Origin of the sequence: Labedella endophytica, assembly GCF_003990045.1 — a bacterium.
In the GTDB taxonomy this organism is placed as follows: domain Bacteria; phylum Actinomycetota; class Actinomycetes; order Actinomycetales; family Microbacteriaceae; genus Labedella; species Labedella endophytica.
Genome location: NZ_RZGZ01000002.1, coordinates 98095 through 119893, shown reverse-complemented (window position 1 = coordinate 119893; position 21799 = coordinate 98095). Strand labels below are relative to the sequence as shown.

At 68.5% G+C, this 21799-nt stretch carries 21 protein-coding genes and 4 tRNA genes; 18 read left to right on the top strand and 7 right to left on the bottom strand.

All coding sequences use genetic code 11. The annotated features are described in order from the left end of the window. Window positions 1-44: 44 nt before the first annotated feature. Complete coding sequence (locus ELQ94_RS04110; protein ID WP_127047515.1) at window positions 45-947, bottom strand: sulfurtransferase; 903 nt, start codon at window positions 945-947, stop codon at window positions 45-47. Window positions 948-1107: 160 nt separating this feature from the next. Here ELQ94_RS04110 and zapE point away from each other — a divergent pair, with 160 nt between their 5' ends. Both zapE and ELQ94_RS04100 read left to right on the top strand, forming a co-directional pair. Then, a complete protein-coding gene (gene zapE / locus ELQ94_RS04105; protein WP_127047513.1) occupies window positions 1108-2148 on the top strand; it encodes a cell division protein ZapE in 1041 nt (346 codons plus the stop codon). 360 nt (window positions 2149-2508) lie between these two features. Then, window positions 2509-2898: a type II toxin-antitoxin system PemK/MazF family toxin gene (locus tag ELQ94_RS04100; RefSeq protein WP_243696853.1), complete on the top strand. Its 390-nt coding sequence runs from the start codon at window positions 2509-2511 to the stop codon at window positions 2896-2898. A gap of 48 nt (window positions 2899-2946) precedes the next feature. On the opposite strand, the gene ELQ94_RS04095 is transcribed toward ELQ94_RS04100, so the two are convergent. After that, on the bottom strand, window positions 2947-3879 hold the full coding sequence (locus ELQ94_RS04095; RefSeq protein ID WP_243696852.1) for an alpha/beta hydrolase fold domain-containing protein: 933 nt from the start codon (window positions 3877-3879) through the stop codon (window positions 2947-2949). Between the two features lie 154 nt (window positions 3880-4033). Then, on the bottom strand, window positions 4034-4174 hold the full coding sequence (locus ELQ94_RS17245; RefSeq protein WP_166404651.1) for a hypothetical protein: 141 nt from the start codon (window positions 4172-4174) through the stop codon (window positions 4034-4036). Window positions 4175-4294: 120 nt separating this feature from the next. Between ELQ94_RS17245 and ELQ94_RS04090 the strand changes: the two genes are divergently transcribed. Then, the gene (locus ELQ94_RS04090) at window positions 4295-5134 is read left to right on the top strand and encodes a hypothetical protein (protein ID WP_127047507.1); all 840 of its coding nucleotides are present in this window, start codon (window positions 4295-4297) and stop codon (window positions 5132-5134) included. 94 nt (window positions 5135-5228) lie between these two features. Here ELQ94_RS04090 and ELQ94_RS04085 read toward each other — a convergent pair. Then, window positions 5229-5304, bottom strand: a tRNA-Val gene (locus tag ELQ94_RS04085). Between the two features lie 171 nt (window positions 5305-5475). Between ELQ94_RS04085 and ELQ94_RS04080 the strand changes: the two genes are divergently transcribed. From ELQ94_RS04080 to ELQ94_RS04010, 15 genes are all read left to right on the top strand, one after another. Further along, window positions 5476-5547, top strand: a tRNA-Gly gene (locus tag ELQ94_RS04080). 52 nt (window positions 5548-5599) lie between these two features. Then, window positions 5600-5670 (top strand) — tRNA-Cys (locus ELQ94_RS04075). A gap of 56 nt (window positions 5671-5726) precedes the next feature. Further along, window positions 5727-5801: transfer RNA gene (locus tag ELQ94_RS04070), tRNA-Val, on the top strand. Between the two features lie 131 nt (window positions 5802-5932). Further along, entirely contained in the window at window positions 5933-7900 is a 1968-nt protein-coding gene (gene thrS / locus ELQ94_RS04065; protein ID WP_127047505.1) for a threonine--tRNA ligase, read from the top strand. Beyond that, window positions 7897-8454, top strand: a complete 558-nt coding sequence (locus tag ELQ94_RS04060; RefSeq protein WP_127047503.1) for an HIT family protein — start codon at window positions 7897-7899, stop codon at window positions 8452-8454. The genes thrS and ELQ94_RS04060 overlap by 4 nt, the downstream gene beginning before the upstream one ends. 103 nt (window positions 8455-8557) lie before the next feature. Then, window positions 8558-9460, top strand: a complete 903-nt coding sequence (gene pdxS / locus ELQ94_RS04055; protein ID WP_127047501.1) for a pyridoxal 5'-phosphate synthase lyase subunit PdxS — start codon at window positions 8558-8560, stop codon at window positions 9458-9460. After that, window positions 9450-10061 (top strand): pyridoxal 5'-phosphate synthase glutaminase subunit PdxT, encoded by a 612-nt coding sequence (pdxT, locus tag ELQ94_RS04050; protein WP_127047499.1) that lies wholly within the window; start codon window positions 9450-9452, stop codon window positions 10059-10061. The genes pdxS and pdxT overlap by 11 nt, the downstream gene beginning before the upstream one ends. 113 nt (window positions 10062-10174) lie before the next feature. Continuing rightward, the gene (locus tag ELQ94_RS04045; protein ID WP_127047497.1) at window positions 10175-10933 is read left to right on the top strand and encodes a YebC/PmpR family DNA-binding transcriptional regulator; all 759 of its coding nucleotides are present in this window, start codon (window positions 10175-10177) and stop codon (window positions 10931-10933) included. A 3-nt stretch (window positions 10934-10936) separates the two neighbouring features. Continuing rightward, a complete protein-coding gene (ruvC, locus tag ELQ94_RS04040; protein WP_127047495.1) occupies window positions 10937-11500 on the top strand; it encodes a crossover junction endodeoxyribonuclease RuvC in 564 nt (187 codons plus the stop codon). 69 nt (window positions 11501-11569) lie between these two features. Continuing rightward, window positions 11570-12187: a Holliday junction branch migration protein RuvA gene (ruvA, locus tag ELQ94_RS04035; protein ID WP_127047493.1), complete on the top strand. Its 618-nt coding sequence runs from the start codon at window positions 11570-11572 to the stop codon at window positions 12185-12187. Then, complete coding sequence (gene ruvB / locus ELQ94_RS04030) at window positions 12184-13209, top strand: Holliday junction branch migration DNA helicase RuvB (protein WP_127047491.1); 1026 nt, start codon at window positions 12184-12186, stop codon at window positions 13207-13209. Before ruvA ends, ruvB begins: the two co-directional genes overlap by 4 nt. Window positions 13210-13323: 114 nt before the next feature. Further along, window positions 13324-13728: a preprotein translocase subunit YajC gene (gene yajC, locus ELQ94_RS04025; RefSeq protein WP_127047489.1), complete on the top strand. Its 405-nt coding sequence runs from the start codon at window positions 13324-13326 to the stop codon at window positions 13726-13728. A 65-nt stretch (window positions 13729-13793) separates the two neighbouring features. Then, a complete protein-coding gene (gene secD / locus ELQ94_RS04020; protein WP_127047487.1) occupies window positions 13794-15518 on the top strand; it encodes a protein translocase subunit SecD in 1725 nt (574 codons plus the stop codon). Further along, window positions 15518-16564 (top strand): protein translocase subunit SecF, encoded by a 1047-nt coding sequence (gene secF / locus ELQ94_RS04015; RefSeq protein WP_127047485.1) that lies wholly within the window; start codon window positions 15518-15520, stop codon window positions 16562-16564. Before secD ends, secF begins: the two co-directional genes overlap by 1 nt. Before the next feature lie 27 nt (window positions 16565-16591). Continuing rightward, a complete protein-coding gene (locus ELQ94_RS04010; protein WP_127047482.1) occupies window positions 16592-18844 on the top strand; it encodes a RelA/SpoT family protein in 2253 nt (750 codons plus the stop codon). A 21-nt stretch (window positions 18845-18865) separates the two neighbouring features. On the opposite strand, the gene ELQ94_RS04005 is transcribed toward ELQ94_RS04010, so the two are convergent. The 3 genes from ELQ94_RS04005 to ELQ94_RS03995 all read right to left on the bottom strand — a co-directional run bounded on the left by ELQ94_RS04005 (window position 18866) and on the right by ELQ94_RS03995 (window position 21704). Beyond that, window positions 18866-19435 (bottom strand): hypothetical protein, encoded by a 570-nt coding sequence (locus ELQ94_RS04005; RefSeq protein WP_127047480.1) that lies wholly within the window; start codon window positions 19433-19435, stop codon window positions 18866-18868. 153 nt (window positions 19436-19588) lie between these two features. Continuing rightward, a complete protein-coding gene (locus ELQ94_RS04000; protein ID WP_424976770.1) occupies window positions 19589-20818 on the bottom strand; it encodes a DUF349 domain-containing protein in 1230 nt (409 codons plus the stop codon). Between the two features lie 94 nt (window positions 20819-20912). Next, complete coding sequence (locus ELQ94_RS03995) at window positions 20913-21704, bottom strand: peptidylprolyl isomerase (protein ID WP_127047476.1); 792 nt, start codon at window positions 21702-21704, stop codon at window positions 20913-20915. Between the last annotated feature and the right edge of the window lie 95 nt (window positions 21705-21799).

Genomic DNA, 21799 nt, shown 5'->3' with positions numbered 1-21799 from the left:
TTATCCCCGCGCCGTGCGGTACGGGGACAACGGGGAGGCCGGTCTCACTCGGAGGGGACGCGTCCCGGTTTCGTGCCCGTCACGATCGGGACCCGCACGGCGCTGCCCCACTCCGTCCAGGAACCATCGTAGTTGCGCACGTTCTCGAACCCGAGGAGGTGCGTGAGGACGAACCAGGTGTGGCTCGAGCGTTCGCCGATGCGGCAGTAGGCGACGATGTCGTCGCCCTCGGACAGTCCGGCTCCGTCGCGGTAGATCGCGTCGAGGTCGACGACCGGCCGGAACGTGCCGTCCTCTGCCACGGCCTTGCCCCATGGCACGTTCTGGGCGCTCGGGATGTGGCCGGCGCGCAAGGCGCCCTCCTCCGGATAGGCGGGGGCGGTCGTCCGCTCGCCCGAGTACTCCTCGGGAGAGCGGACGTCAACGAGGGGGTTGCCGAGATGCGTGAGCACGTCGTCCTTGAACGCGCGGACGACGGTGTCGTCGCGTACCACGATCGGGTAGCGCGTCGTCGGCCGCTCGGCGGGTTCCGTCGTGAGCGGTCGATCCTCGGCGATCCACTTGTCACGTCCACCGTCGAGCAGACGGACGTCCTCGTGGCCGAACAGCGTGAAGACCCAGAGCGCGTACGCGGCCCACCAGTTGTTCTTGTCTCCGTAGATGACGACGGTGTCCGAACGGTCGATGCCCTTCGCGCTGAGGAGCGCGGCGAACCCGGCCCCGTCGACGTAGTCGCGCTGCACCGGGTCGTTGAGTTCCGTGTGCCAGTCGACCTTCACGGCACCGGGGATGTGGCCCACCTCGTAGAGCAGGACGTCCTCGTCGGACTCGACCACGACGAGCCCGTCCGTTCCGAGGCGCTCCTCGAGCCACTCGGTCGTGACGAGGCGCTCGGGGTGGGCGTAGCCGGCGAACTTGTCGTCCGAGCTGTCGGTCTCGACGGGCATCGTGTCTCCTCGTTTTCGGTACTGTCCACCCGACGTTACCCGTGCGGACCGACGGATAGGCTGGGACGGGTCACGAGCGAATCTACGGAATGCGTCCTCCCGCCGCCACCGTGGCCGTAAGACACCGACACACGCCTCCCGCCCCGATCCGAAGGTGCCCATGGCCTCCTCCTCCACCCGATCCCCGGTGAGCCTCGCCGAGCGATCCCCGCAGTTCAGCGGAACCGAGCTGGCCCAGGGCCTCGCACCGCCCCGGCAGTTCGCGGAGGCGAGCTTCGAGAACTACCGGCCCGACGCGGAGTATCCCTCCCAGGCCGAGGCCGTGGAGATCCTCCGGACCTTCGCCGGCTCGTGGTCGGCCCCCGCCCGTGGTGGCGGACTGTTCTCGCGCAAGAAGAAGACACCGGACACGCGCCCGGGCATCTACCTCGACGGAGGCTTCGGCGTGGGCAAGACCCACCTGCTCGCGGCCCTCTGGCACGCGGCGCCGGGCCCCCGGAAGTATTTCGGAACCTTCATCGAGTACACGGCGCTCGTGGGTGCCCTCGGTTACGCCAAGACGGTCGAGCTGCTCACCGGATCGACGCTCCTCTGCATCGACGAGTTCGAGCTCGACGATCCCGGCGACACGATGATGATGACGCGATTGCTCACGGAGCTCGTCTCCACCGGCACGCGGCTCGCGGCGACCTCGAACACGCCGCCGAACGCGCTCGGGGAGGGCCGCTTCGCCGCGGCGGACTTCCTCCGCGAGATCCACGCGCTCTCCGGCAACTTCGACACCCTGCGCATCGACGGCACCGACTACCGTCGCCGCACACTCGAGGGCCATGCCACCACCCGGGACGAGGCGGACTACGCCGCCCGGATCGAGCAGGCGACGGCCGCGGGAGAGACGGTGAGCGACGACGCGTTCGACGCCCTCATCGCGCACCTCGCGACCGTGCACCCGTCGCGGTACATCGGGCTGATCGAGGGGATCGACCGCATCGGCCTCTCGCACGTGCACTCCACGGAGTCGCAGGCTGAGGCACTCCGCCTCGTCGCCTTCATCGACCGGGTGTACGACGCGCAGATCCCGATCGTCGCGAGCGGAGTCCCTCTCGACGAGGTCTTCGGCGGAGACATGCTCTCGGGTGGCTACCGCAAGAAGTACCTGCGCTCGATGTCCCGCATGATGGCGCTCACCGCCGCCGACTGACCCGGCGCCGCCGCGCCCGCAGTCTGTGCGCGGCACGCTGCAGTTCTTGGTCGGCGCTGCAGCAATTCCTGCAGCGCTCAACAGAATCTGCAGCGCGCCGAACCGGTCAGGCGGACGGAGGTGCGGTCGATGGGCTCCGGGCCTGCCGGATCGGGTGTGGATGGGCGCGCGGGCAGTGAGCGTGTGCGGGGTAGTCTTCCCGGCATGGTTCGTGCCTCCGGTCTTCTCTCCGCCCTCCTCGATGTGTTCCGACCGGCCCCGTCCCGGCGATCCACGGCCCCGTCGCGACCGACCGCGCCCTCGCATGGGCAGGTGCCGACCGGTACCCCGTCGCAGGCCGGGTCCGGAAGGACCGTCGAGGTGGATCCACGATCGCTCGGGCGGGTGAGGCTCGAGTGGGCGCCGTCGGCGGACGGGCTGCCGGATCCCGGCGAGATCGTGTGGACGTGGGTGCCGTACGAGGAGAACGACGGGCGGGGCAAGGACCGGCCCGTCCTCATCGTCTCGGCCGGCCGCTCTGGACTGCTCGGTGTCCAGCTCACGTCGAAGGACCACGACGGAGATGCGGACCACGTGTCGATCGGCACGGGTGCGTGGGACTCCGCGCATCGTGAGAGCTGGGCGCGCCTCGACCGGGTCTTCCGCGTGGACGCCTCGAGCGTGCGCCGGGAGGCGGCGTTCCTCCCGGAGAAGACCTACCGCCGCGTGGCGAAGACGCTCGCGTCGCGTTACGGCTGGACCGTCGTCTGAGCCCTCACCGTTCAGTCGGTCTCGAGTGGGCCGGTCCGGCTCGCCGCCTCAGTCGATCGGGGCGTCGCGGCGGAGGACCTGCCTGATCGCCTCGCGCGCGGCCGCGCCCTCCGGGATCGGGAGCAGCGGGTAGACGTGGATCATGCCCGGCGCACGATGCACATCGAGGGGGTGTTCCTCCTCGGCGGCCTTCCTCTCGAGGGTGATGGCGTCGGCGTGGGTGATGTCGCGTGTACCCGTGAAGAGCGAGATCCGGCCGAGTCCGCCGAGCGGGCCGAATGCGGGACTCACTCGTGAGTCGGTGATGTCGAGGTCACCGCGCCAGCGTTCCCCCGCCGCACGCGGTCCGGGGACGTCGAGCCACGGGTCCGACGGTTCGATGCGGTAGATCTCGGGGTCGGTGAACCTCATGTCGATCACGGGGGAGATGAGCACGACGTCGCGGGGGGAGGGAACGCCGCGATCCCTCAGGAGGTGCGCGACGGAGAGGGCGATCGTGCCTCCCGCCGAATCCCCGAGGAGCACGACGTTCCGGCCGCCGACCCGCGCCACGATGCTCGCCGCGAGATCGGCGATGACCCCCACGACGTTCTCGGCGGTCGCCTCGGCACGGGGGACGAGCGGATAGATCGGCACGGTGATCTCCGTACCCGTCGATGCCGCGAAGTCGGCGATGAGCCGCCAGTGGAACGACGAGATCTCGTTGATCCAGGCGCCGCCGTGAATGTAGACGGCACGTCGGGAGGAGGCTCCGGTGCGCGGCCCGACCGTGTAGATCGGCCAGCCGTTCTCGTGGCGGATGCTCACGTCGACGTGTCGTTCGAGGGAGCGCGGCGGAGCGAACGATTGGGGGCGGACGAGCTGCTCGCGCGCCCGGCGCATCGTGCGGTCGGCGGACGCGAACATCCTCTTGCTGCCGAGCAGACCGATGATCCCGGGAAGGATGCGGGAGAGGGCGCTCGCGCGCTCGGGAGTGGTCACGTGGACATCCTCGCGCAGCCGGCTGAGGACCGTCCACAGCGCGCGATCCGCCGAGCCCGTGCTCGGCACCGCCGCACGCAAGGAAAGACGGCCCATGGCCGTGAGGCCATGAACCGTCTCCTCCGTCTCAAGCGACCGTGGTCACTCGAGAGGTCTACTTCTTGCGGTTCGCGTTCGAGACGATGTCTCCGGCGTCGGACGACGAGTCCTTCTTGTTCTTCTTGTCGAGTCGCTTCTCCTTGAGAGAGCGAACGGCCGTCTTCGCGACCGCCTTGCGTGATGACTTCTCCGCCATGGTCTTGCCTCCGTCGAGAGCCGGGGTGACCCTGTATCCCCGACCGTACCTCCTTACGGCCGGTCGCGCCGCGAAACCGGCGGATCCACAGGCCCGATAGCGTTGGCCGAGGGAGGGCGCATGCTCAACGGAATCGAGAACATCTCCCAGCTGCTGCGCTTCGCGTCGGCGAACGGCTGGGGGTACGACGCGGTCGCGGAACCGCCGGCGGTCGGGGCAGGGCTGTGGGAGCGCGTGTCGGTCGGGATCGTTCGCGATCGGGTCAGCGGCGATGGCTGGGAGACCGGGCGGATTACGGGCGGGACCCGTCAGACGCAGTCGGTGGAGCAGCGGGGCGGCTGGACGATCACACGATCCGTGCGGATCACGTCGCCGGAATCGAGCATCGACCTGGGCTATCTCGCCATCCGGCTCCCGCGGCGGCTGCCGCACATGATCCTCGATGCGAAGAGCAACGATCGTGGACCGTTCTCGAGCCTTCTGAATCGCCCGGCGGCGGATCAGGCTCTCTCGCTCGAGGGCGACTTCGATTCCCATTTCCGGCTGTACGTGCCGAGTGGCTACGAGCGTGATGCCCTGTACGTCTTCACGCCGGACCTCATGGCACTGCTGATCGATGAGTCGGGTGACCTCGACGTCGAGATCCGGGACGACCGACTCATCGTCTACAAACCGGGCGGATTCGCGTTCGAACGGGTCGCGACGTGGGAGCGCTTCGAGCGCATCCGGCAGACGGTGGGGGAGAAGGCCTGGTCGCAGACGGACATGTACCTCGACGAGCGCGTCGCGGCGGCGCCCGGTCTGCGCTTCGCCGGACCGGCGCAGAACGACGTTGGGGCATCGGGCTCCCGGCTGCGCTCGCGACTCCCACGGATGGCCTGGGTGGGCATCGGGATCGCGCTCGCCTCGCTCGTCTTCGCCGCCGCGATCGTCTGGATCGTGCTGAGCGCCGTCTTCTGATGGATCAGGTCGCGGTCGCGCGTCTCGACTGTTCACCCGGGGCGACCTGCGGGGAGAAGACGAAACCCCGCACGGCCGGTGGCCTACGGGGTCGTGGTGGGCGATACCAGACTCGAACTGATGACCTCTTCCGTGTGAAGGAAGCGCGCTACCAACTGCGCCAATCGCCCGTGCAGCGCGTCCGTGAGGCCGCCTGCGGTACACGATCCTATCCGACGTCGAGGGGTGCTGCGAACCACGATCGCCGCTCGAGTCGGTCTCCACGCGGCCGGCGCGTCTCGGTTTGGACATGCGGCCGGTTTCGGTTACAGTTTCAAGGCACCCGGAAACGGGAGCGAAATGCGGATGTGGCGCAGTGGTAGCGCATCACCTTGCCAAGGTGAGGGTCGCGAGTTCGAATCTCGTCATCCGCTCGAGTGTTGGTGGTCGGCTTCGGTCGGCTACGGCATGTGGGCAACCACACGCGGTGGCGTGGCCGAGAGGCGAGGCAGCGGCCTGCAAAGCCGTCCACACGGGTTCGAATCCCGTCGCCACCTCAATCATCAGGATCACGATTTCTCATCCTGAGCCATGCTTACAACTGAATGAATATGGGCGATTGGCGCAGCGGTAGCGCGCTTCCCTGACACGGAAGAGGTCACTGGTTCGATCCCAGTATCGCCCACCATCGAAACGAAGGCCCCCGGCATCGCCGGGGGCCTTCGTCGTTCCCGGTGCAGCTCGCCGAGGCCGTCCGGCGCGCCCGATCCCGGCGATAGAGTGGGTGGTCAAGCCCCCCTCGGACGATAAGGAACAGCTGTGTCAGACGGTTTCGCCAGGTTCACCGATCGGTCCGTCGTCGCCATGCGCGTCAACGGCGAGCTCAAGGATCTGGCGGCGACCATCACGGACGCCGACGAGGTCGAGGCGGTGACGATCGACTCGCCCGATGGGCTCGGCATCCTGCGCCACTCGGCGGCCCACGTCCTCGCGCAGGCGGTGCAGCGGATCAACCCCGAGGCGAAGCTCGGCATCGGCCCGCCCGTCACCGACGGCTTCTACTACGACTTCGACGTCAGCGAGTCCTTCACTTTCGACGACTTCAAGCCGCTCCAGAAGGAGATGGACCGCATCATCCGTCAGGGGCAGCGCTTCATGCGCCGCGTCGTCACGGAGGACGAAGCGCGCGCCGAGCTCGCGAACGAGCCGTTCAAGCTCGAGCTCATCGGGCTCAAGGGCGGATCGGACGAGGGCGAGTCGGGCGAGAACGTCGAGGTCGGCGGCGCCGAACTGACGATCTACGACAACGTCGACCCGAAGACGGGGGAGACGGTCTGGAAGGACCTCTGCCGCGGCCCGCACCTGCCGAACACGCGCATGATCGGCAACGGCTTCGCGCTCATGCGCGTCGCCGCCGCCTACTGGCGCGGCTCGGAGAAGAACCCGCAGCTCCAGCGCATCTACGGCACCGCCTGGCCCACGAAGGACGAGCTCCGCGCCTACCAGGCGCGCCTCGAGGAGGCCGCGAAGCGCGACCACCGCAAGCTCGGTCGCGAACTCGACCTCTTCAGCTTCCCGGACGAGATCGGCTCGGGGCTCGCGGTCTTCCATCCGCGCGGCGGAATCATCCGCAACGAGATCGAGAACTACATGCGTGAGCGGCTCATCGCGAACGACTACGAACTCGTGAACACCCCGCACATCACCAAGGGGCACCTGTTCGAGACCAGCCAGCACCTCAACTGGTACAAGGAGGGCATGTTCCCGGCGATGCACCTCGACGCCGAGTACGACGCGGACGGCCAGCTGACGCGCCAGGGCCAGGACTACTACCTGAAGCCCATGAACTGCCCGATGCACAACCTCATCTACCGGGCGCGCGGTCGAAGCTACCGCGAGCTGCCGCTGCGGCTCGCCGAGTTCGGCACCGTCTACCGCTACGAGAAGAGCGGCACGCTGTCGGGCCTCACACGCGTGCGCGGCCTCACGCAGGACGACGCGCACATCTACGTGGCGCCCGACCAGGTGAAGGAGGAGCTGACCCGTCAGCTCGACTTCGTCCTCGAGACCCTCCGCGGCTACGGGCTCGACGACTTCTACCTCGAACTCTCCACGAAGGACCCGGAGAAGTACGTCGGCACCGACGAGATGTGGACGGAGGCGACCGACACGCTCCGTGAGGTCGCCGTCGCGTCCGGACTCGAACTCGTGCCCGACCCGGGTGGAGCCGCCTTCTACGGCCCGAAGATCTCGGTCCAGGCGCGCGACGCGATCGGCCGCACGTGGCAGCTCTCCACGGTGCAGCTCGACTTCAACCAGCCGGAGCTGTTCGAACTCGAGTACGCGGCCGCCGACGGTTCCCGTCAGCAGCCCGTCATGATCCACCGCGCGCTGCTCGGATCGATCGAGCGGTTCTTCGCGATCCTCCTCGAGCACTACGCGGGAGCCTTCCCGCTCTGGCTCGCGCCCGAGCAGGTCGTCGCCATCCCCGTCGCGGACGAATACGCGCCGTATCTCGAGGACGTCGTGGCCCGGCTCCGGGCGGCGGGTGTGCGCGCGAGCGTCGACCGCAGCGACGACCGGATGCAGAAGAAGATCCGCACCCACACGACGGGCAAGGTACCGCTCCAGCTCATCGCGGGCGAGCAGGACGTCGAGGGCGGCTCGGTGAGCTTCCGCTTCCTCGACGGAACCCAGCTCAACGGTGTGCCCGTCGACCAGGCGATCGAGCGCATCCGCAGCGCGATCGCGTCGAAGGAACTCGTCCTCTCGGCGTGGGCGGAATGACCGAGGGTCACCCCGGCGTCGAGGATGCGGCCCACCTGGCCGGCGTCCCCGACGAGTTCCAGCGGCTGTGGACGCCCCACCGGATGGCGTACATCGAGAGCGGACCGCAGCCGCACATCGACGAGTGCCCGTTCTGCTGGGCTCCCCAGCAGGACGACGAGACCTCGCTCATCGTGGCACGCGGCACGCACGCGTACGTGCTCCTGAACCTGTTCCCGTACAACTCCGGACACCTCCTCGTGTGCCCGTACCGTCACATCCCGCTGTACGACGACGCGACGGTGGAGGAGGTCGCCGAGATCGGCTCCCTGACGCAGACCGCGATGCGCGTCGTCCGCGCGTCCTCGCGCAACGACGGATTCAACATCGGAATGAACCAGGGGGCGGTCGCGGGAGCCGGCATCGCCGGCCATCTCCACCAGCACATCGTGCCCCGGTGGGCGCAGGACTCGAACTTCTTCCCGATCATCGCCCGGACGAAAGCCCTCCCGCAGGTTCTCGGCGACGTCCGGAAGACTCTCGCGGACGCTTGGCTGCACGCCGAGAGCCACTGATCCTGAATTGGCTCGTCGGATCGACGGGGGACCAGTCCACTCCTCGGTGATTGGCACCTGGCGACACCGAGAACGGCGGGATCACGGGCCTAGGCTCGGGGCCATGACCGAGACCTCATCCTCTTCCGAAACCGGATCCACCCGCGTCAAGCGCGGACTCGCCGAAATGCTCAAGGGCGGCGTCATCATGGACGTCGTCACCCCGGAGCAGGCGCGCATCGCCGAGGACGCCGGCGCCGTGGCCGTCATGGCGCTCGAGCGCGTGCCCGCCGACATCCGCGCCCAGGGAGGCGTCGCCCGCATGAGCGACCCCGACCTCATCGAGGCGATCATCGCCGAGGTCTCCATCCCGGTCATGGCCAAGGCGCGCATCGGACACTTCGTCGAGGCCCAGGTGCTCCAGGCGCTCGACGTCGACTACATCGACGAGTCGGAGGTGCTGAGCCCCGCCGACTACGTCAACCACATCGACAAGTGGGCCTTCACCGTCCCCTTCGTGTGCGGTGCGACGAACCTCGGTGAGGCGCTCCGCCGTATCAACGAGGGCGCTGCGATGATCCGGTCCAAGGGCGAGGCCGGCACGGGCGACGTGTCCGAGGCAACGAAGCACATCCGCACGATCGGTGCCGAGGTCCGAGCCCTGACGGCGCTGTCGAAGGACGAGCTCTACGTCGCGGCCAAGGAGCTGCAGGCCCCGTACGAGCTCGTGGCGGAGATCGCTGCGACCGGGAAGCTCCCCGTCGTGCTCTTCACGGCCGGAGGCGTCGCGACCCCGGCCGACGCGGCCCTCATGATGCAGCTCGGCGCCGACGGCGTTTTCGTCGGGTCCGGCATCTTCAAGTCGGGCAACCCGGAGCAGCGCGCAGCAGCGATCGTGAAGGCGACGACCTTCTTCGACGATCCCGCGGAGATTACCGCGGCTTCTCGGGGCCTCGGCGAGGCGATGGTCGGCATCAACGTCGCCGATCTCGCCGCCCCGCACCGGCTCGCCGAGCGTGGCTGGTAGCAGCGCGGCCCCGCGCGTCGGGGTCCTCGCGCTCCAGGGCGACGTGCGCGAGCACGTCGCCCTGCTGTCGTCGCTCGGCGCGGACGTCGTGCCGGTGCGTCGTCCGTCCGAACTCGCGAGCGTGGACGGACTCGTCCTCCCGGGGGGCGAATCGACGGTCATCGACAAGCTCGCGACGACGTTCGGGATGCGAGACCCGGTGCGTGCGGCCATCGCAGACGGGCTGCCCGTCCTCGGCACGTGCGCGGGGCTCATCCTGCTGGCGGAGCGCATCGAGGACGGGATCCCTGGGCAGCGCACGTTCGGTGGGCTCGACGTGACCGTGCGCCGGAACGCGTTCGGATCGCAGCTCGACTCGTTCGAGACCGAGCTGGACGTGCCGGCGATCGGGCCCGGACCTGTGCGCGCCGCCTTCATCCGGGCCCCCGTCGTGTCCGAGATGGGTCCGGCCGCCCGTTCGCTCGCCCGCCTCGCGGACGGGACCGTCGTCGCGGTCGAGCAGGGGAACCTCCTCGGGCTGTCGTTCCACCCGGAGATGACGGGGGAGTCGCGGTTCCACCGTCGCTTCCTCGACACCGTCTCGACCCGCACCGCCGACTGAGAGTGATCGCGGGTGGGCGCCCCGTCTCGCTCCGGGGCGGCGTTCCACCGCGGTGACGCCGCCGGAGCGTTCTACAATGGGTGCGATCATCACGCGGCAGTAAAGAGGAGCACATGTCCGGGCATTCCAAGTGGGCGACGACGAAGCACAAGAAGGCCATCATCGACTCGCGGCGCGCGAAGTCGTTCGCCAAGCTCATCAAGAACATCGAGGTCGCCGCGAAGATGGGCGGGGCCGATCTCTCGGGCAACCCGACGCTCGTCGACGCCATCCAGAAGGCGAAGAAGACCTCCGTACCGAACGACAACATCGATCGCGCCGTCAAGCGCGGCGCCGGCCTCACCGGTGAGGTCGTCGAGTACTCCACGATCATGTACGAGGGCTACGCGGCGAACGGCGTCGCGCTCCTCATCGAGTGTCTGACGGACAACAAGAACCGCGCGGCGGCCGAGGTCCGCACCGCCATGTCCCGCAACGGTGGAGCCATGGCCGATCCCGGCAGCGTCGCCTACAACTTCGCCCGCAAGGGCATCATCGTCGTTCCCGCGGAGGGCACGACGGAGGACGACGTGCTCCTCGCGGTGCTCGAGGCGGGTGCCGAGGAGGTCGTCGCCGAGGACGAGACGTTCGAGGTCTTCACGGAGGCGAGCGACCTCGTCGCGACGCGAACGGCTCTCCAGGATGCGGGGATCGACTACGACTCCGCCGACGTCGCCTTCGTCCCGAACCTCAAGATCGAGGTGGACGCTGACACCGCCCGCAAGGTCTTCCGCCTCATCGACGCGCTCGAGGACTCCGACGACGTGCAGAACATCTACAGCAACTACGACATCACTCCCGAGGTCCAGGCGCAGCTCGAAGCAGAGGACTGAGGCGTGACGCTCCGGGTGCTGGGAATCGACCCCGGTCTCACCCGGTGCGGCATCGGCGTCGTCGACGTGGAGCCGGACCGCCGCGTCTCGCTCGTGTACTACGGCGTGGTCCGCAGCGACCCATCGAGCCCGATCGAGGAGCGCCTGCTCACGATCGGGCTGGGGCTCGAGGCGGCGATCGACGAGCACGAACCGCACGCGATCGCGGTGGAGCGGGTCTTCGCGCAGCACAATCTCCGGACCGTCATGGGCACGGCGCAGGTGAGCGGACTCGCGCTCCGCGCGGCCGCCGCACGCACGATCCCCGTGGGGCTGCGGACTCCGAGCGAGGTCAAGGCCGCGGTCACGGGATACGGCGCGGCGGACAAGAAGCAGGTCCAGACCATGGTCGCGCGGGTCCTGCGACTCGCGGAGCCGCCCCAGCCTGCCGACGCGGCCGACGCTCTCGCCCTCGCGATCTGTCACGCCTGGCGCGGCGCTGGACCGGCCGCGGCGACCGGGGGTGCCGCAGCGTTGACTCCGGCGCAGCGCGCGTGGGCGGCGGCGGAGCGCGCGAGCAAGCGCTGACGCGCGAGCGCCCGAGGACGACCGCGCGGCGGTCGCGGCGGTGTCGGCGGCCCGCCGTAGGCTGAACGGGTGATTTCCAGCATCAGGGGCCGCGTGCTCGCCGTATCCGGAGCGACCGCGCACATCGAGGTGGGTGGGGTCGGCTACGCCGTCCTCGTGACGCCCGAGCACGCTCTCACGATGGTCGTCGGCCACGAGTCGTTCCTCCACACGACCCTCATCGTCCGAGAGGACGCCATGACCCTGTTCGGGTTCGAGTCGGTCGAGCACCGTGAGGTCTTCGACCTCCTGCTCGGGGTCGCGGGAGTCGGTCCGAAGTCCGCGCTCGGTGTGCTCTCCCACCTCGGTCCGGGCCAGATCGCCGCGGCGGTCGCGGCCGATGACGACGCGTCCTTCCGGAAGGTGTCGGGGATCGGCCCCAAGACGGCCAAACTCATCGTCGTCTCCCTCGCCGGCAAGCTCCTCGGCATCACGCAGCCGGAGGCGCGCGCGACCGTCGCGACCTCGGCGGGTGCCGACGTCGTGAGCGCCCTCGTCGGGCTCGGTTGGCCGGAGCGCGTCGCCGCCTCGGCCGTCGACGACGTCGCCGCCGCCCACCCGGATGCCGCGACGGCGCCGGTCCAGACCCTCCTGCGGCTCGCTCTCGCGCAGCTCGGTCCCGCCCCGCGCAATGGAGCGGGCTCGTGACCGATGGTTCGTCGGTCCAGCCGCTCCCCGAGTCCGAGGCCGAGCTCGCGTTCGAGGGAGCGCTCCGACCGGCGACGCTCTCGGAGTTCGTGGGACAGCCGAAGGTACGCGGACAGCTCGAGCTCCTCCTGCGCGCCGCTGCGATCCAGAACCGGACCCCCGACCACATCCTGCTCGCCGGTCCCCCCGGGCTCGGCAAGACCACACTGGCGATGATCGTGGCGGCAGAGAGCGGGAGGCCGCTCCGGCTCTCGAGCGGGCCGGCCATCCAGCACGCCGGCGACCTCGCCGCCGTCCTGTCGAGTCTCCTGCCGGGCGAGATCCTCTTCATCGACGAGATCCACCGCATGGCACGGTCCGCGGAGGAGATGCTCTATCTCGCGATGGAGGACTTCCGGATCGACATCATGGTGGGCAAGGGGGCGGGGGCCACCTCCGTTCCTCTCGATCTGGCGCCGTTCACCCTGGTGGGGGCGACGACCCGTTCGGGTCTCCTGCCCAACCCGCTGCGCGACCGGTTCGGATTCACCGCCCACCTCGAGTTCTACGACGCCTCCGACCTCGAGCGTGTCCTCGCGCGAGCGGCACTCCTCCTCGATCTCGATATCTCGTCCTCGGCCATCGCGGAGATCGCCGGACGCTGCCGCGGCACGCCTCGGATCGCCAACCGGCTGCTCCGCCGGGTGCGCGACTTCGCCCTCGTGCACGGCACGGGCGCTGATCTCGAGGCCGTCCGGGGAGCCCTCGAGCTCTACGACGTCGATCCGCTCGGGCTCGACCGCCTCGATCGCGCCGTCATGGACATCCTCCTCACGCGCTTCGACGGCGGCCCTGTAGGGCTCGGCACGCTCGCCGTCTCCGTGGGGGAGGAGGCGGAGACGATCGAGAGCGTCGTCGAGCCGTTCCTCGTGCGGATCGGGCTCCTCACGCGAACTCCGCGGGGTCGGGTCGCGACGCCATCGGCGTTCCGCCACTTCGGTGTGGAGAGAGGCTCAGGCCCGTTCCTCACCGATGACCTATAATTCAAGCTGGCCCGCCGGGCGAGTTCCCGAAGGAGCCGTTCCAGGCGGCACACTCCATACGTAACGTTCTTATCGATCAGCGGTTTCTTGGCCGCGAAAGGTGTCACCCCCCTCATGGATCCGATCACTCTCGGAATGCTGGCCATCCTGGCCGTGCTCATCTTCTTCATGTTCCGCAACGGTCAGAAGCGCAAGCGTGACACGGAGGCGCTGCAGTCGAAGGTCGCCCCGGGAGCCGAGGTCATGACCAACTTCGGCCTCTTCGGCACCATCCTCACGATGGACGAGGACGACAACAAGGTCGGCCTCGAGGTGGCGCCCGGCACGGTCGTGACCGTGCACCGCCAGACCATCGCCCGCGTCATCGACGACGTCGAGGCCGAGACGGTCGCCGGTGACGACGTCATCGTCGACGAGACGTCGGCATCGAGCGACCCCCTCGTCGCCGGCGAGCCCGTCATCGACGTGCGGACGGACGCCGAGAAGCAGGCCGACGCCGAAAAGAAGTCCGACAACTAGTCGTCCCACCCCCTCGTGCCGCCCCGTCGTGGGCGGCACGATCGTAGAAAGCTGAGTACACCGAGTTGGCACGTTCGACCCCGGTCAGAAATGCGTCGCGTTCACTCGCGTGGTTGGGCGCGATCCTCCTCATCCTCGGGGCCGTCCTCGCGGGCGGCGTCATCTGGGGGGAGGCGAGTACGAGTCCCAAACTCGCCCTCGACCTCGAGGGCGGTACGCAGATCATCCTCGAGGCCCAACTGGAGGACGGCCAGGAGGTCACCCAGGAGCAGTTGAGCCAGGCCGTGGCGATCATCCGCCAGCGCGTCGACGCCTCCGGTGTCTCCGAGGCGGAGGTCAACACCCAGGGTGGACGCAACATCGTCGTCTCCATCCCTGGTGAGGCCGACGAGGAGACGCGTGCCCGGATCGAGGCGTCCGCTCAGCTGGAGTTCCGTCCCGTGCTCACGACCTCGGCACCGGCCAACACGTTCGTCGGGGAGGACGGGGTCGAGACGCCCTACCCGCCGCCTGACCCGGCCCTCGAGTCGACCCCGAGCGTCGCCCCGACGAGTGCGAGCGACCTCGCCTACGTCACCCCGGCGCTCCAGGCGGAGTTCCAGGCATACGACTGCAACAACCCGCCGGCCGACGCCGGAGACGCCCCCGACGACGAGCCCCTCGTCACGTGCGAGTCGGACGGCAGCGTCAAGTACATCCTCGGACCGGTCGAGCTCAGCGGATCGGCCATCACCGACGCCACGAGCGGACTCCAGACGACGCAGTCCGGCGGAACGACGGGACAGTGGGTCGTCAACATCACCCTCGACGGTGACGGCACCGAGATCTTCGCCGACATCAGCCAGCGTCTCTACGGAGCGACGGCGCCCCAGAACCAGTTCGCCTTCGTGCTCGACGGTTCGGTCATCTCGGCCCCGTCGATGAACGGACTCATCACGGACGGCCGACCGAGCATCTCTGGAAGCTTCACGGAGGAGACCGCGAAGACGCTCGCCGACCAGCTGAAGTACGGCGCACTGCCGATCAGCTTCGAGGTGTCGTCCTCCGAGCAGATCTCCGCGACCCTCGGTTCAGCCCAGCTCCAGATCGGCCTCATCGCCGGCCTCATCGGACTGATCCTCGTCGTGATCTACACGCTCTTCCAGTACCGCCTGCTCGGCTTCGTCACGATCGCATCGCTCGTCGTGGCCGGTGTGCTCACCTACCTCGCGATCGCCCTGCTGTCCTGGCGACAGGGCTACCGGCTCTCCCTCGCCGGTGTCGCGGGAATCATCGTCGCGATCGGCTTCACGGCCGACTCGTTCATCGTGTACTTCGAACGAATCCGAGACGAACTGCGTGACGGACGCGGGCTCGAATCCGCCGTCGAGGCCGCGTGGAAGCGCGCGAAGCGCACCATCTACGCATCCAAGGGCGTCAATCTCCTCGCCGCGGTGGTCCTGTATGCCGTCGCGGTCGGCAACGTGCGTGGGTTCGCGTTCACCCTCGGTCTGACCACGATCATCGACGTGCTCGTCGTGCTCCTGTTCACACACCCGATGCTCCAGCTGCTTGCACAGACACGGTTCTTCTCGAGCGGTCACAAGCTCTCGGGTCTCGATCCGAAAGCTCTCGGCGCCGTCTACCGCGGTCGTGCGCAGTTCCGGTCACCGACCGAGACCGAGAAGCAGGCGAAGCTCGCGCGATCGAGTCGCGAGGCGCAGCGCCGCCAGACCATCGCCGAACGCAAGCTCGCTGAGGCGCAGGGGACCACCCCGGCGTCCTCGACGAAGAAGGACAAGGACTCCTGATGGCCAACCTCACGCAGTTCGGTAACGACCTCTATACGGGGAAGCGGTCCATCAACTTCGTCGGCAACCGCCGGATCTGGTTCACCGTGGCGATTCTCCTCGTCCTCGGCTCGATCGCCGTGCCGCTCGTCAAGGGCGCGACGACGGGCAACTTCTTCAACTTCGGCATCGAGTTCACGGGCGGGTCGGAGTTCACGATCGCGGACGCCGACACGACCGATCAGAACGTCGCGACGGAGGCCGTCGCCGGGGCGGCACCCGACGCGGTGCCCCGGGTCACGACGGTCGGCGAGTCGTCCGTCCGCGTGCAGACCGACCAGCTGACGCCCACCGAGTCGACCGCGGTGGCTGAATCCCTCGCCGCGGCCTACGGAGTCGACTCGAGCGAGGTCAGCACCTCCTTCATCGGCGCCTCATGGGGTCAGGACGTCACGCGGCAGGCCCTGACGGGTCTCGTGATCTTCCTCGTCCTCACGTTCGCCATCATGGCCATCTACTTCCGCACGTGGAAGATGTCGGCCGCGGCCATCATCGCGCTCGTCGACGTTCTCGTGATCACCCTCGGCGTCTATGCGCTCAGCGGGTTCGAGATCACGCCGGCCGCCGTCATCGGTTTCCTCACGATCCTCGGGTATTCGCTCTACGACACCGTGGTGGTGTTCGACAAGATCAGGGAGAACACCTCCGAGGACGGGGAGGAGTCTCCGCGGACCTTCGCGGAGTCGGTCAACCTCGCCGTCAACCAGACGCTCGTGCGCTCCATCAACACCTCCGTCGTCGCCGCTCTGCCGGTCGCCGCGATTCTCGTCATCGGCGCGTTCGTCCTCGGGGCCGAGACGCTGCGCGACATCTCGCTGTCGCTGCTCGTCGGAATCCTCGTTGCCACGTACTCGACGATCTTCGTCGCGGCGCCGCTCTACGCGCTGTTCCGTGAGGGCGAGCCCGACCTGGCTCGACGCGACAAGCGGATCCTGGCGACGCGATCCCGTTCGACCTCGCCGGCCGCGCGCCCCGCTGTGGCCGGACAGACCGTCGACGCAGAGTAACCTCGGAACAGAGAGGTGGTGCGCGCGATGACCGAGACGACTCCGTCGCAGACCGCCTCTCTGCGCCGTCTGGTGCCCCGCATCTTCTCGCGGGCGCAGCCGGCCGGTGCGGTCGACCGCTTGATCCGGACGGTCCGGATGCACGAGCCCAAGGCCGACATCTCGATCATCGAGCGCGCCTACACCGTCGCCGAGCGGGCGCACCGTGGCCAGAAGCGTCAGAGCGGTGAGCCGTACATCACCCACCCTGTCGCCGTCGCGCAGATCCTCGCGGACCTCGGGATCGGTTCGAAGACCATCGCGGCTGCGCTGCTCCACGACACCGTCGAGGACACGGAGTACTCGCTCGACGACCTGAGGGGCGACTTCGGCGACGAGATCGCGATGCTCGTGGACGGCGTCACGAAGCTCGACAAGGTCAAGTACGGCGACAGTGCGCAGGCGGAGACCGTCCGCAAGATGATCGTCGCGATGTCGAAGGACATCCGCGTCCTCATCATCAAGCTCGCGGATCGCTTGCACAACGCGCGCACGTGGGGCTTCGTCAAGCCGGAGTCCGCGGTGCGGAAGGCCACCGAGACGCTCGAGATCTACGCACCTCTCGCCCACCGACTCGGTATCCAGACGATCAAGTGGGAGCTCGAGGACCTCTCGTTCGCGGTGCTCCACCCGAAGCTGTACGCCGAGATCGAGAGCCTCGTGCGTCAACGGACGCCGCAGCGCGAAGAGTACGTGCAGAACGTCATCGATTCCGTCGGCGAAGACCTCAAGGGCCTCAAGATCCGGGGCAAGGTCGTGGGCCGGCCTAAGCAGTACTACTCGATCTACCAGAAGATGATCGTGCGCGGTCGGGACTTCGACGACATCTACGACCTCGTCGGAATCCGCGTCCTCGTGGGGAGCGTGCGCGACTGCTATGCCGTCCTCGGTTCCATCCACGCGCGATGGACGCCGTTGCCCGGACGGTTCAAGGACTACATCGCCACGCCCAAGTTCAACCTGTATCAGTCACTCCACACGACCGTGATCGGGCCGGGTGGCAAGTCCGTCGAGATCCAGATCCGCACCCACGAGATGCATCAGCACGCCGAGTACGGTGTCGCCGCCCACTGGAAGTACAAGGAGCGGATGAACGGCACGAAGTCCGGGGGGGCGCCGTCGGAGAACGACCTCGCCTGGCTCGCGCACATCTCGGACTGGCAGGCGGAGACCGCCGATCCGAGCGAATTCCTCGACTCCCTGCGTTTCGAGATCGGGGCGAAGGAGACCTACGTCTTCACGCCGAAGGGCCGCGTCATCGGTCTGCCCGCCGGGGCGTCTCCCGTGGACTTCGCCTACGCGGTTCACACCGAGGTCGGCCACCGCACGATGGGCGCCAAGGTCAACGGACGGCTCGTGCCGCTCGAGTCGGAGCTCAACAGTGGCGACGTCGTCGAGGTGTTCACGTCGAAGAACCCTGATTCCGGCCCCAGCCAGGACTGGCTGAACTTCGTCAAGAGCCCGCGGGCGCGCAACAAGATCCGTCAGTGGTTCACGAAGGAGCGCCGCGACGAGGCCATCGAGCAGGGCAAGGATGCGATCGCCCGCGCGATGCGGAAGCAGAACATGCCTCTGCAGAAGCTCATGAACCAGGATTCGTTCGCGGAGGTCGCCTCGCAGCTCCGGTACGAGGACGTCTCGGGCCTCTACGCCGCCGTCGGCGAGGGACACGTCTCGACGCAATCGGTTCTCGAGAAGGTAGCGGCCCTGATCCAGGGTGAGACCGATGCGGACGACTCCGATGCCATGGACTTCCCGGTCCGGGGACGGACACGTCCGCTTCCGGACAGCGACTCCGGGGTCCTCGTCCGGGGGGCGCCGGACATCCTCGTCAAGCTCGCGAAGTGCTGCACCCCCGTCCCGGGCGACGAGATCGTCGGTTTCGTCACTCGTGGTACGGGAGTATCGGTGCACCGCTCGGACTGTCACAACGTGCAGTCGCTCCTCCAGGAGCCCGAGCGCATGATCGACGTGGACTGGGCGCCGACGTCCAAGAGCCTCTTCCTCGTGCAGATCCAGGTCGAGGCCCTCGATCGCGCCGGTCTCCTCTCGGACGTCACCCGCGTGCTCAGCGAGAACCACGTGAACATCCTGTCCGCCACGGTCTCGACGTCGAACAACCGCCTCGCGATCAGTCGCTTCGTCTTCGAGATGGGGGACACGACTCATCTCGAGCGCGTCCTCAACGCCGTGCGCCGCATCGACGCGGTCTACGACGTGTACCGGGTCAACGGCGGCTGACGAGTTCGACGCCGTGTCGCGTCACGACTCGCTCGCGCCCGCCGTTGCGGCCCGAAGTCTCTCCGCGATGTGACGCTTGCCGGGCAGGTGGGTCCAGTCGTCGAGTGAGTCGAGGAGCGACTCCCGGGTCAGCCGGCATCGACGGACGACCGCCGTCATGAGTGCGGCCTCCGAGGGGGTGGGATCCAGCCGGGCCAGGTCGATGACGGTCGCCACGGGAGAGAGCACCGGCACCCCGATGCGTCCGACCACGACGACGAGGCGGTGGTCGTCGCGGATCCGCATGGTCCGGACCGATCGATAGGGCCGGGCCCAGCGTGCGGCCGGTCCGGAACCGCCGATCTCCACGGGTACCGGGCAGCGAGCGCTCGCACCGTGCACCCAGGCGGCGCTCCGGCCGACGAGCGTGTAACCGAGCGGCACGTCCGCGGCGAGCGCCGCCGCGCGGTGGCGCACGTCCACCGGCAGGCCGACCGGCGCGAAACCGTCCCCGACGGCCACCACCTCCCCGTCGATACGAGCGGCGGACAGCTCGGCGACCGAGAATTCGAGGCCGCCGAAGAAGAGGAGGGGGAGCGCGGGGGAGGACATGCCCGACAGCATGCGCTCCGCTGGTACGGGTCGACCTCGCTGAGCGGCGTCCTGTGGACGATCCCGTCATCGAGCGGGGCGGTGGACAACACACGACGAATGACGGCGGGGCCGGTGATCACTCACCGGCCCCGCCGTCTCACTGCTGTCCGATCAACCGATCGCGTCGAGCCACGCCCGTCGCGTCTCGAGCGCCTCGCGGGCCTCGGCCTCGGCGCGTGCGTCTCCGGAAGCGGTCGCCGAGGCGAGTTCCGCTTCGAGCTTCTCGATCGCCGACCCGAGCTGCGACGCGAGACCCTCCGTGCGGGCCTTCGTCTCCGGGTTGTTGCGGCGCCACTGGTCGTCCTCGAGTGTCCGAACCGCCTGCTCGACCTTGCGGAGCCGGTCCTCGATGGGACGGATCTGGTCGCGCGGGACCTTTCCGGCCGCATCCCAGCGTCGCTGGATCGAGATCAGCGCCTTCTTCGCGGTGTCGAGGTCCTTCTCCGCGAGGAGCGGCTCGGCCTCCTCCAGGAGAGCGAGCTTGACCTCGAGGTTCGCGGAGTACTCCTCGTTCTCGGCGGCGTCCACTTCGGCCTTCGCCTGGTAGATCGCGTCGCCCGCCGCCTTGAAGCGGGCCCACAGGGCGTCGTCCGTCTTCTTGCCCGCGCGCCCTGACTGCTTCCATTCGTCGAGGAGATCGCGGTACCCCGGGACGCCCTCGATGCCCTTCGGGATGAGCGCTTCCGCGCGCTCGATGAGAGCGGTCTTCTTGGTCTTCGCGTCGCGATGGACCGAGTCGAGCTCGGCGAAGAACGTACGACGGTGCTGCTCGATCGTCGTGCGAGCCGTCCGGAAACGCTTCCAGAGGTCGTTCGCCTCGTTCTTCGGGAGCTTGGGACCCGTCTGCTGGTGGGCCTGCCAGCGGGCGAAGAGATCGCCCAGCTTCTCGGTCGCCTGCTTCCACTGGACCTTCGCCGGGTCGAGCGCCGCGAGGGCCTCGGCCTCCTCGACGATGGCCGTGCGCTCGGCGACGGCCGCCTCGACGGCGGCCTGCGCCTCGACGTTCTGCTGGGCTGTGAGTTCGGACACCGTCGTGTCGAGCGCGGCGACCCGGACGCGGAGCGACTCGATATCGCCGACGGCGTTCGGAGCCTCGAGCTCGGTCTTCAGACGGTTGACGGCCCGCGCGACGTCCGCAGCGGGCGCGCCGTTGCGTGCGCGCTGCTCGAGCAGCACCACCTGACCCGCGAGGTCCGTGTACTTCCTCTGGAAGTAGGCCATCGCCTCGTCCGGTGTCCCATCGGGGAACTGGCCGACGGTGCGCCAGTCATCACCCTCTCGGACGTATACGGTGCCGTCGTCGTCGACGCGGCCCCACTCCTGCTGCCCAGACGTTGTCACGTGCATCACCCTTGTCGCTTGCGGCCGCGCTGTGGTGCGGCCGTACAGAATCGTTGCCCAGCCTATTACGCGCGGCAGCCGCGCCGTCGACCGACTACTGAACCGTTACGGAGGTGATAGTGGCGGGGACCGCCGGAGCGCCGTCCGTCCCGCCGTCCGCGGTGCCGGCGTCGACGACACCGGATACGAGTCCCTCGAGGCCGCTCGTGACCTGTCCGAGGACGGTGTAGCCGCCCGCCTCGTCCGCGGGGATCGTGGTGTCCGTGTAGACGATGAAGAACTGGCTGCCCATGCTGGAACCGTCGCCGCCCTGGCGGGCCATCGCGATCGTGCCGGCCGGGTAGACGTCATCGGCCGGTGCGTTCTCGATCGGTCCATAGCTGAAGCCGGGCCCACCCGAGCCGTCGCCGTTCGGGTCTCCACACTGGAGGACGCCGAATCCCTCCGACGTCGTCAGTCGGTGGCACGACAGCCCGTCGTAGAAGCCGGCCTGCGTGAGCGCGACGAAGGCGGAGACTCCCTGAGGCGCGGCCGCGCCGTCGAGCTCGATGTCGAGCGGGATGTCGTTGATCGTCATCGTTCCGGTCCAGGTGCGGTCCTCGGCGAGGTCGGGGGACGGGAGCTCTACGGCCGGAGCCGCCGAGGGATCGGCTGACGCCGATGCGGACGCCTCCGGGGTGGCCGTGTCGAACGGTCCGACCTGGAGAAACGCGAGTTGGCCGATGGTGACGCCCGCTGCGACCACGACGACGAGTACGGCGGCGATCCAGTTGTCACGGACCCGACGCGAGGTGCGGTGCTCGTGCACGGCCTGGCGTGCCTTGTAGGCCTTGAGCCGCTGACGCGCCTCGCGTGCCTGGCGCTCCTCGTTCTTGCTGGGTGCCACGTGGTCCTCCGCTGCTGTTCGGGTCTCTGCCCGGGACGATGGGCTCTCTACCCCCGAGCCCCCTAGCACTTTACGGGGACGGGGGATCGAGCCCC

What these genes read in the sequence shown, in the direction of transcription:
- ELQ94_RS04045 (WP_127047497.1), top strand. Translation starts at nt 10,175, where the DNA reads ATGTCCGGGCATTCCAAGTGGGCGACGACGAAGCACAAGAAGGCCATC.
- ELQ94_RS17245 (WP_166404651.1), bottom strand. Translation starts at nt 4,174, where the DNA reads ATGGCGGAGAAGTCATCACGCAAGGCGGTCGCGAAGACGGCCGTTCGC.
- secF (WP_127047485.1), top strand. Translation starts at nt 15,518, where the DNA reads ATGGCCAACCTCACGCAGTTCGGTAACGACCTCTATACGGGGAAGCGG.
- zapE (WP_127047513.1), top strand. Translation starts at nt 1,108, where the DNA reads ATGGCCTCCTCCTCCACCCGATCCCCGGTGAGCCTCGCCGAGCGATCC.
- yajC (WP_127047489.1), top strand. Translation starts at nt 13,324, where the DNA reads ATGGATCCGATCACTCTCGGAATGCTGGCCATCCTGGCCGTGCTCATC.
- ELQ94_RS04005 (WP_127047480.1), bottom strand. Translation starts at nt 19,435, where the DNA reads ATGTCCTCCCCCGCGCTCCCCCTCCTCTTCTTCGGCGGCCTCGAATTC.
- pdxS (WP_127047501.1), top strand. Translation starts at nt 8,558, where the DNA reads ATGACCGAGACCTCATCCTCTTCCGAAACCGGATCCACCCGCGTCAAG.
- ELQ94_RS04090 (WP_127047507.1), top strand. Translation starts at nt 4,295, where the DNA reads ATGCTCAACGGAATCGAGAACATCTCCCAGCTGCTGCGCTTCGCGTCG.
- ELQ94_RS04010 (WP_127047482.1), top strand. Translation starts at nt 16,592, where the DNA reads ATGACCGAGACGACTCCGTCGCAGACCGCCTCTCTGCGCCGTCTGGTG.
- ELQ94_RS04060 (WP_127047503.1), top strand. Translation starts at nt 7,897, where the DNA reads ATGACCGAGGGTCACCCCGGCGTCGAGGATGCGGCCCACCTGGCCGGC.
- ELQ94_RS04110 (WP_127047515.1), bottom strand. Translation starts at nt 947, where the DNA reads ATGCCCGTCGAGACCGACAGCTCGGACGACAAGTTCGCCGGCTACGCC.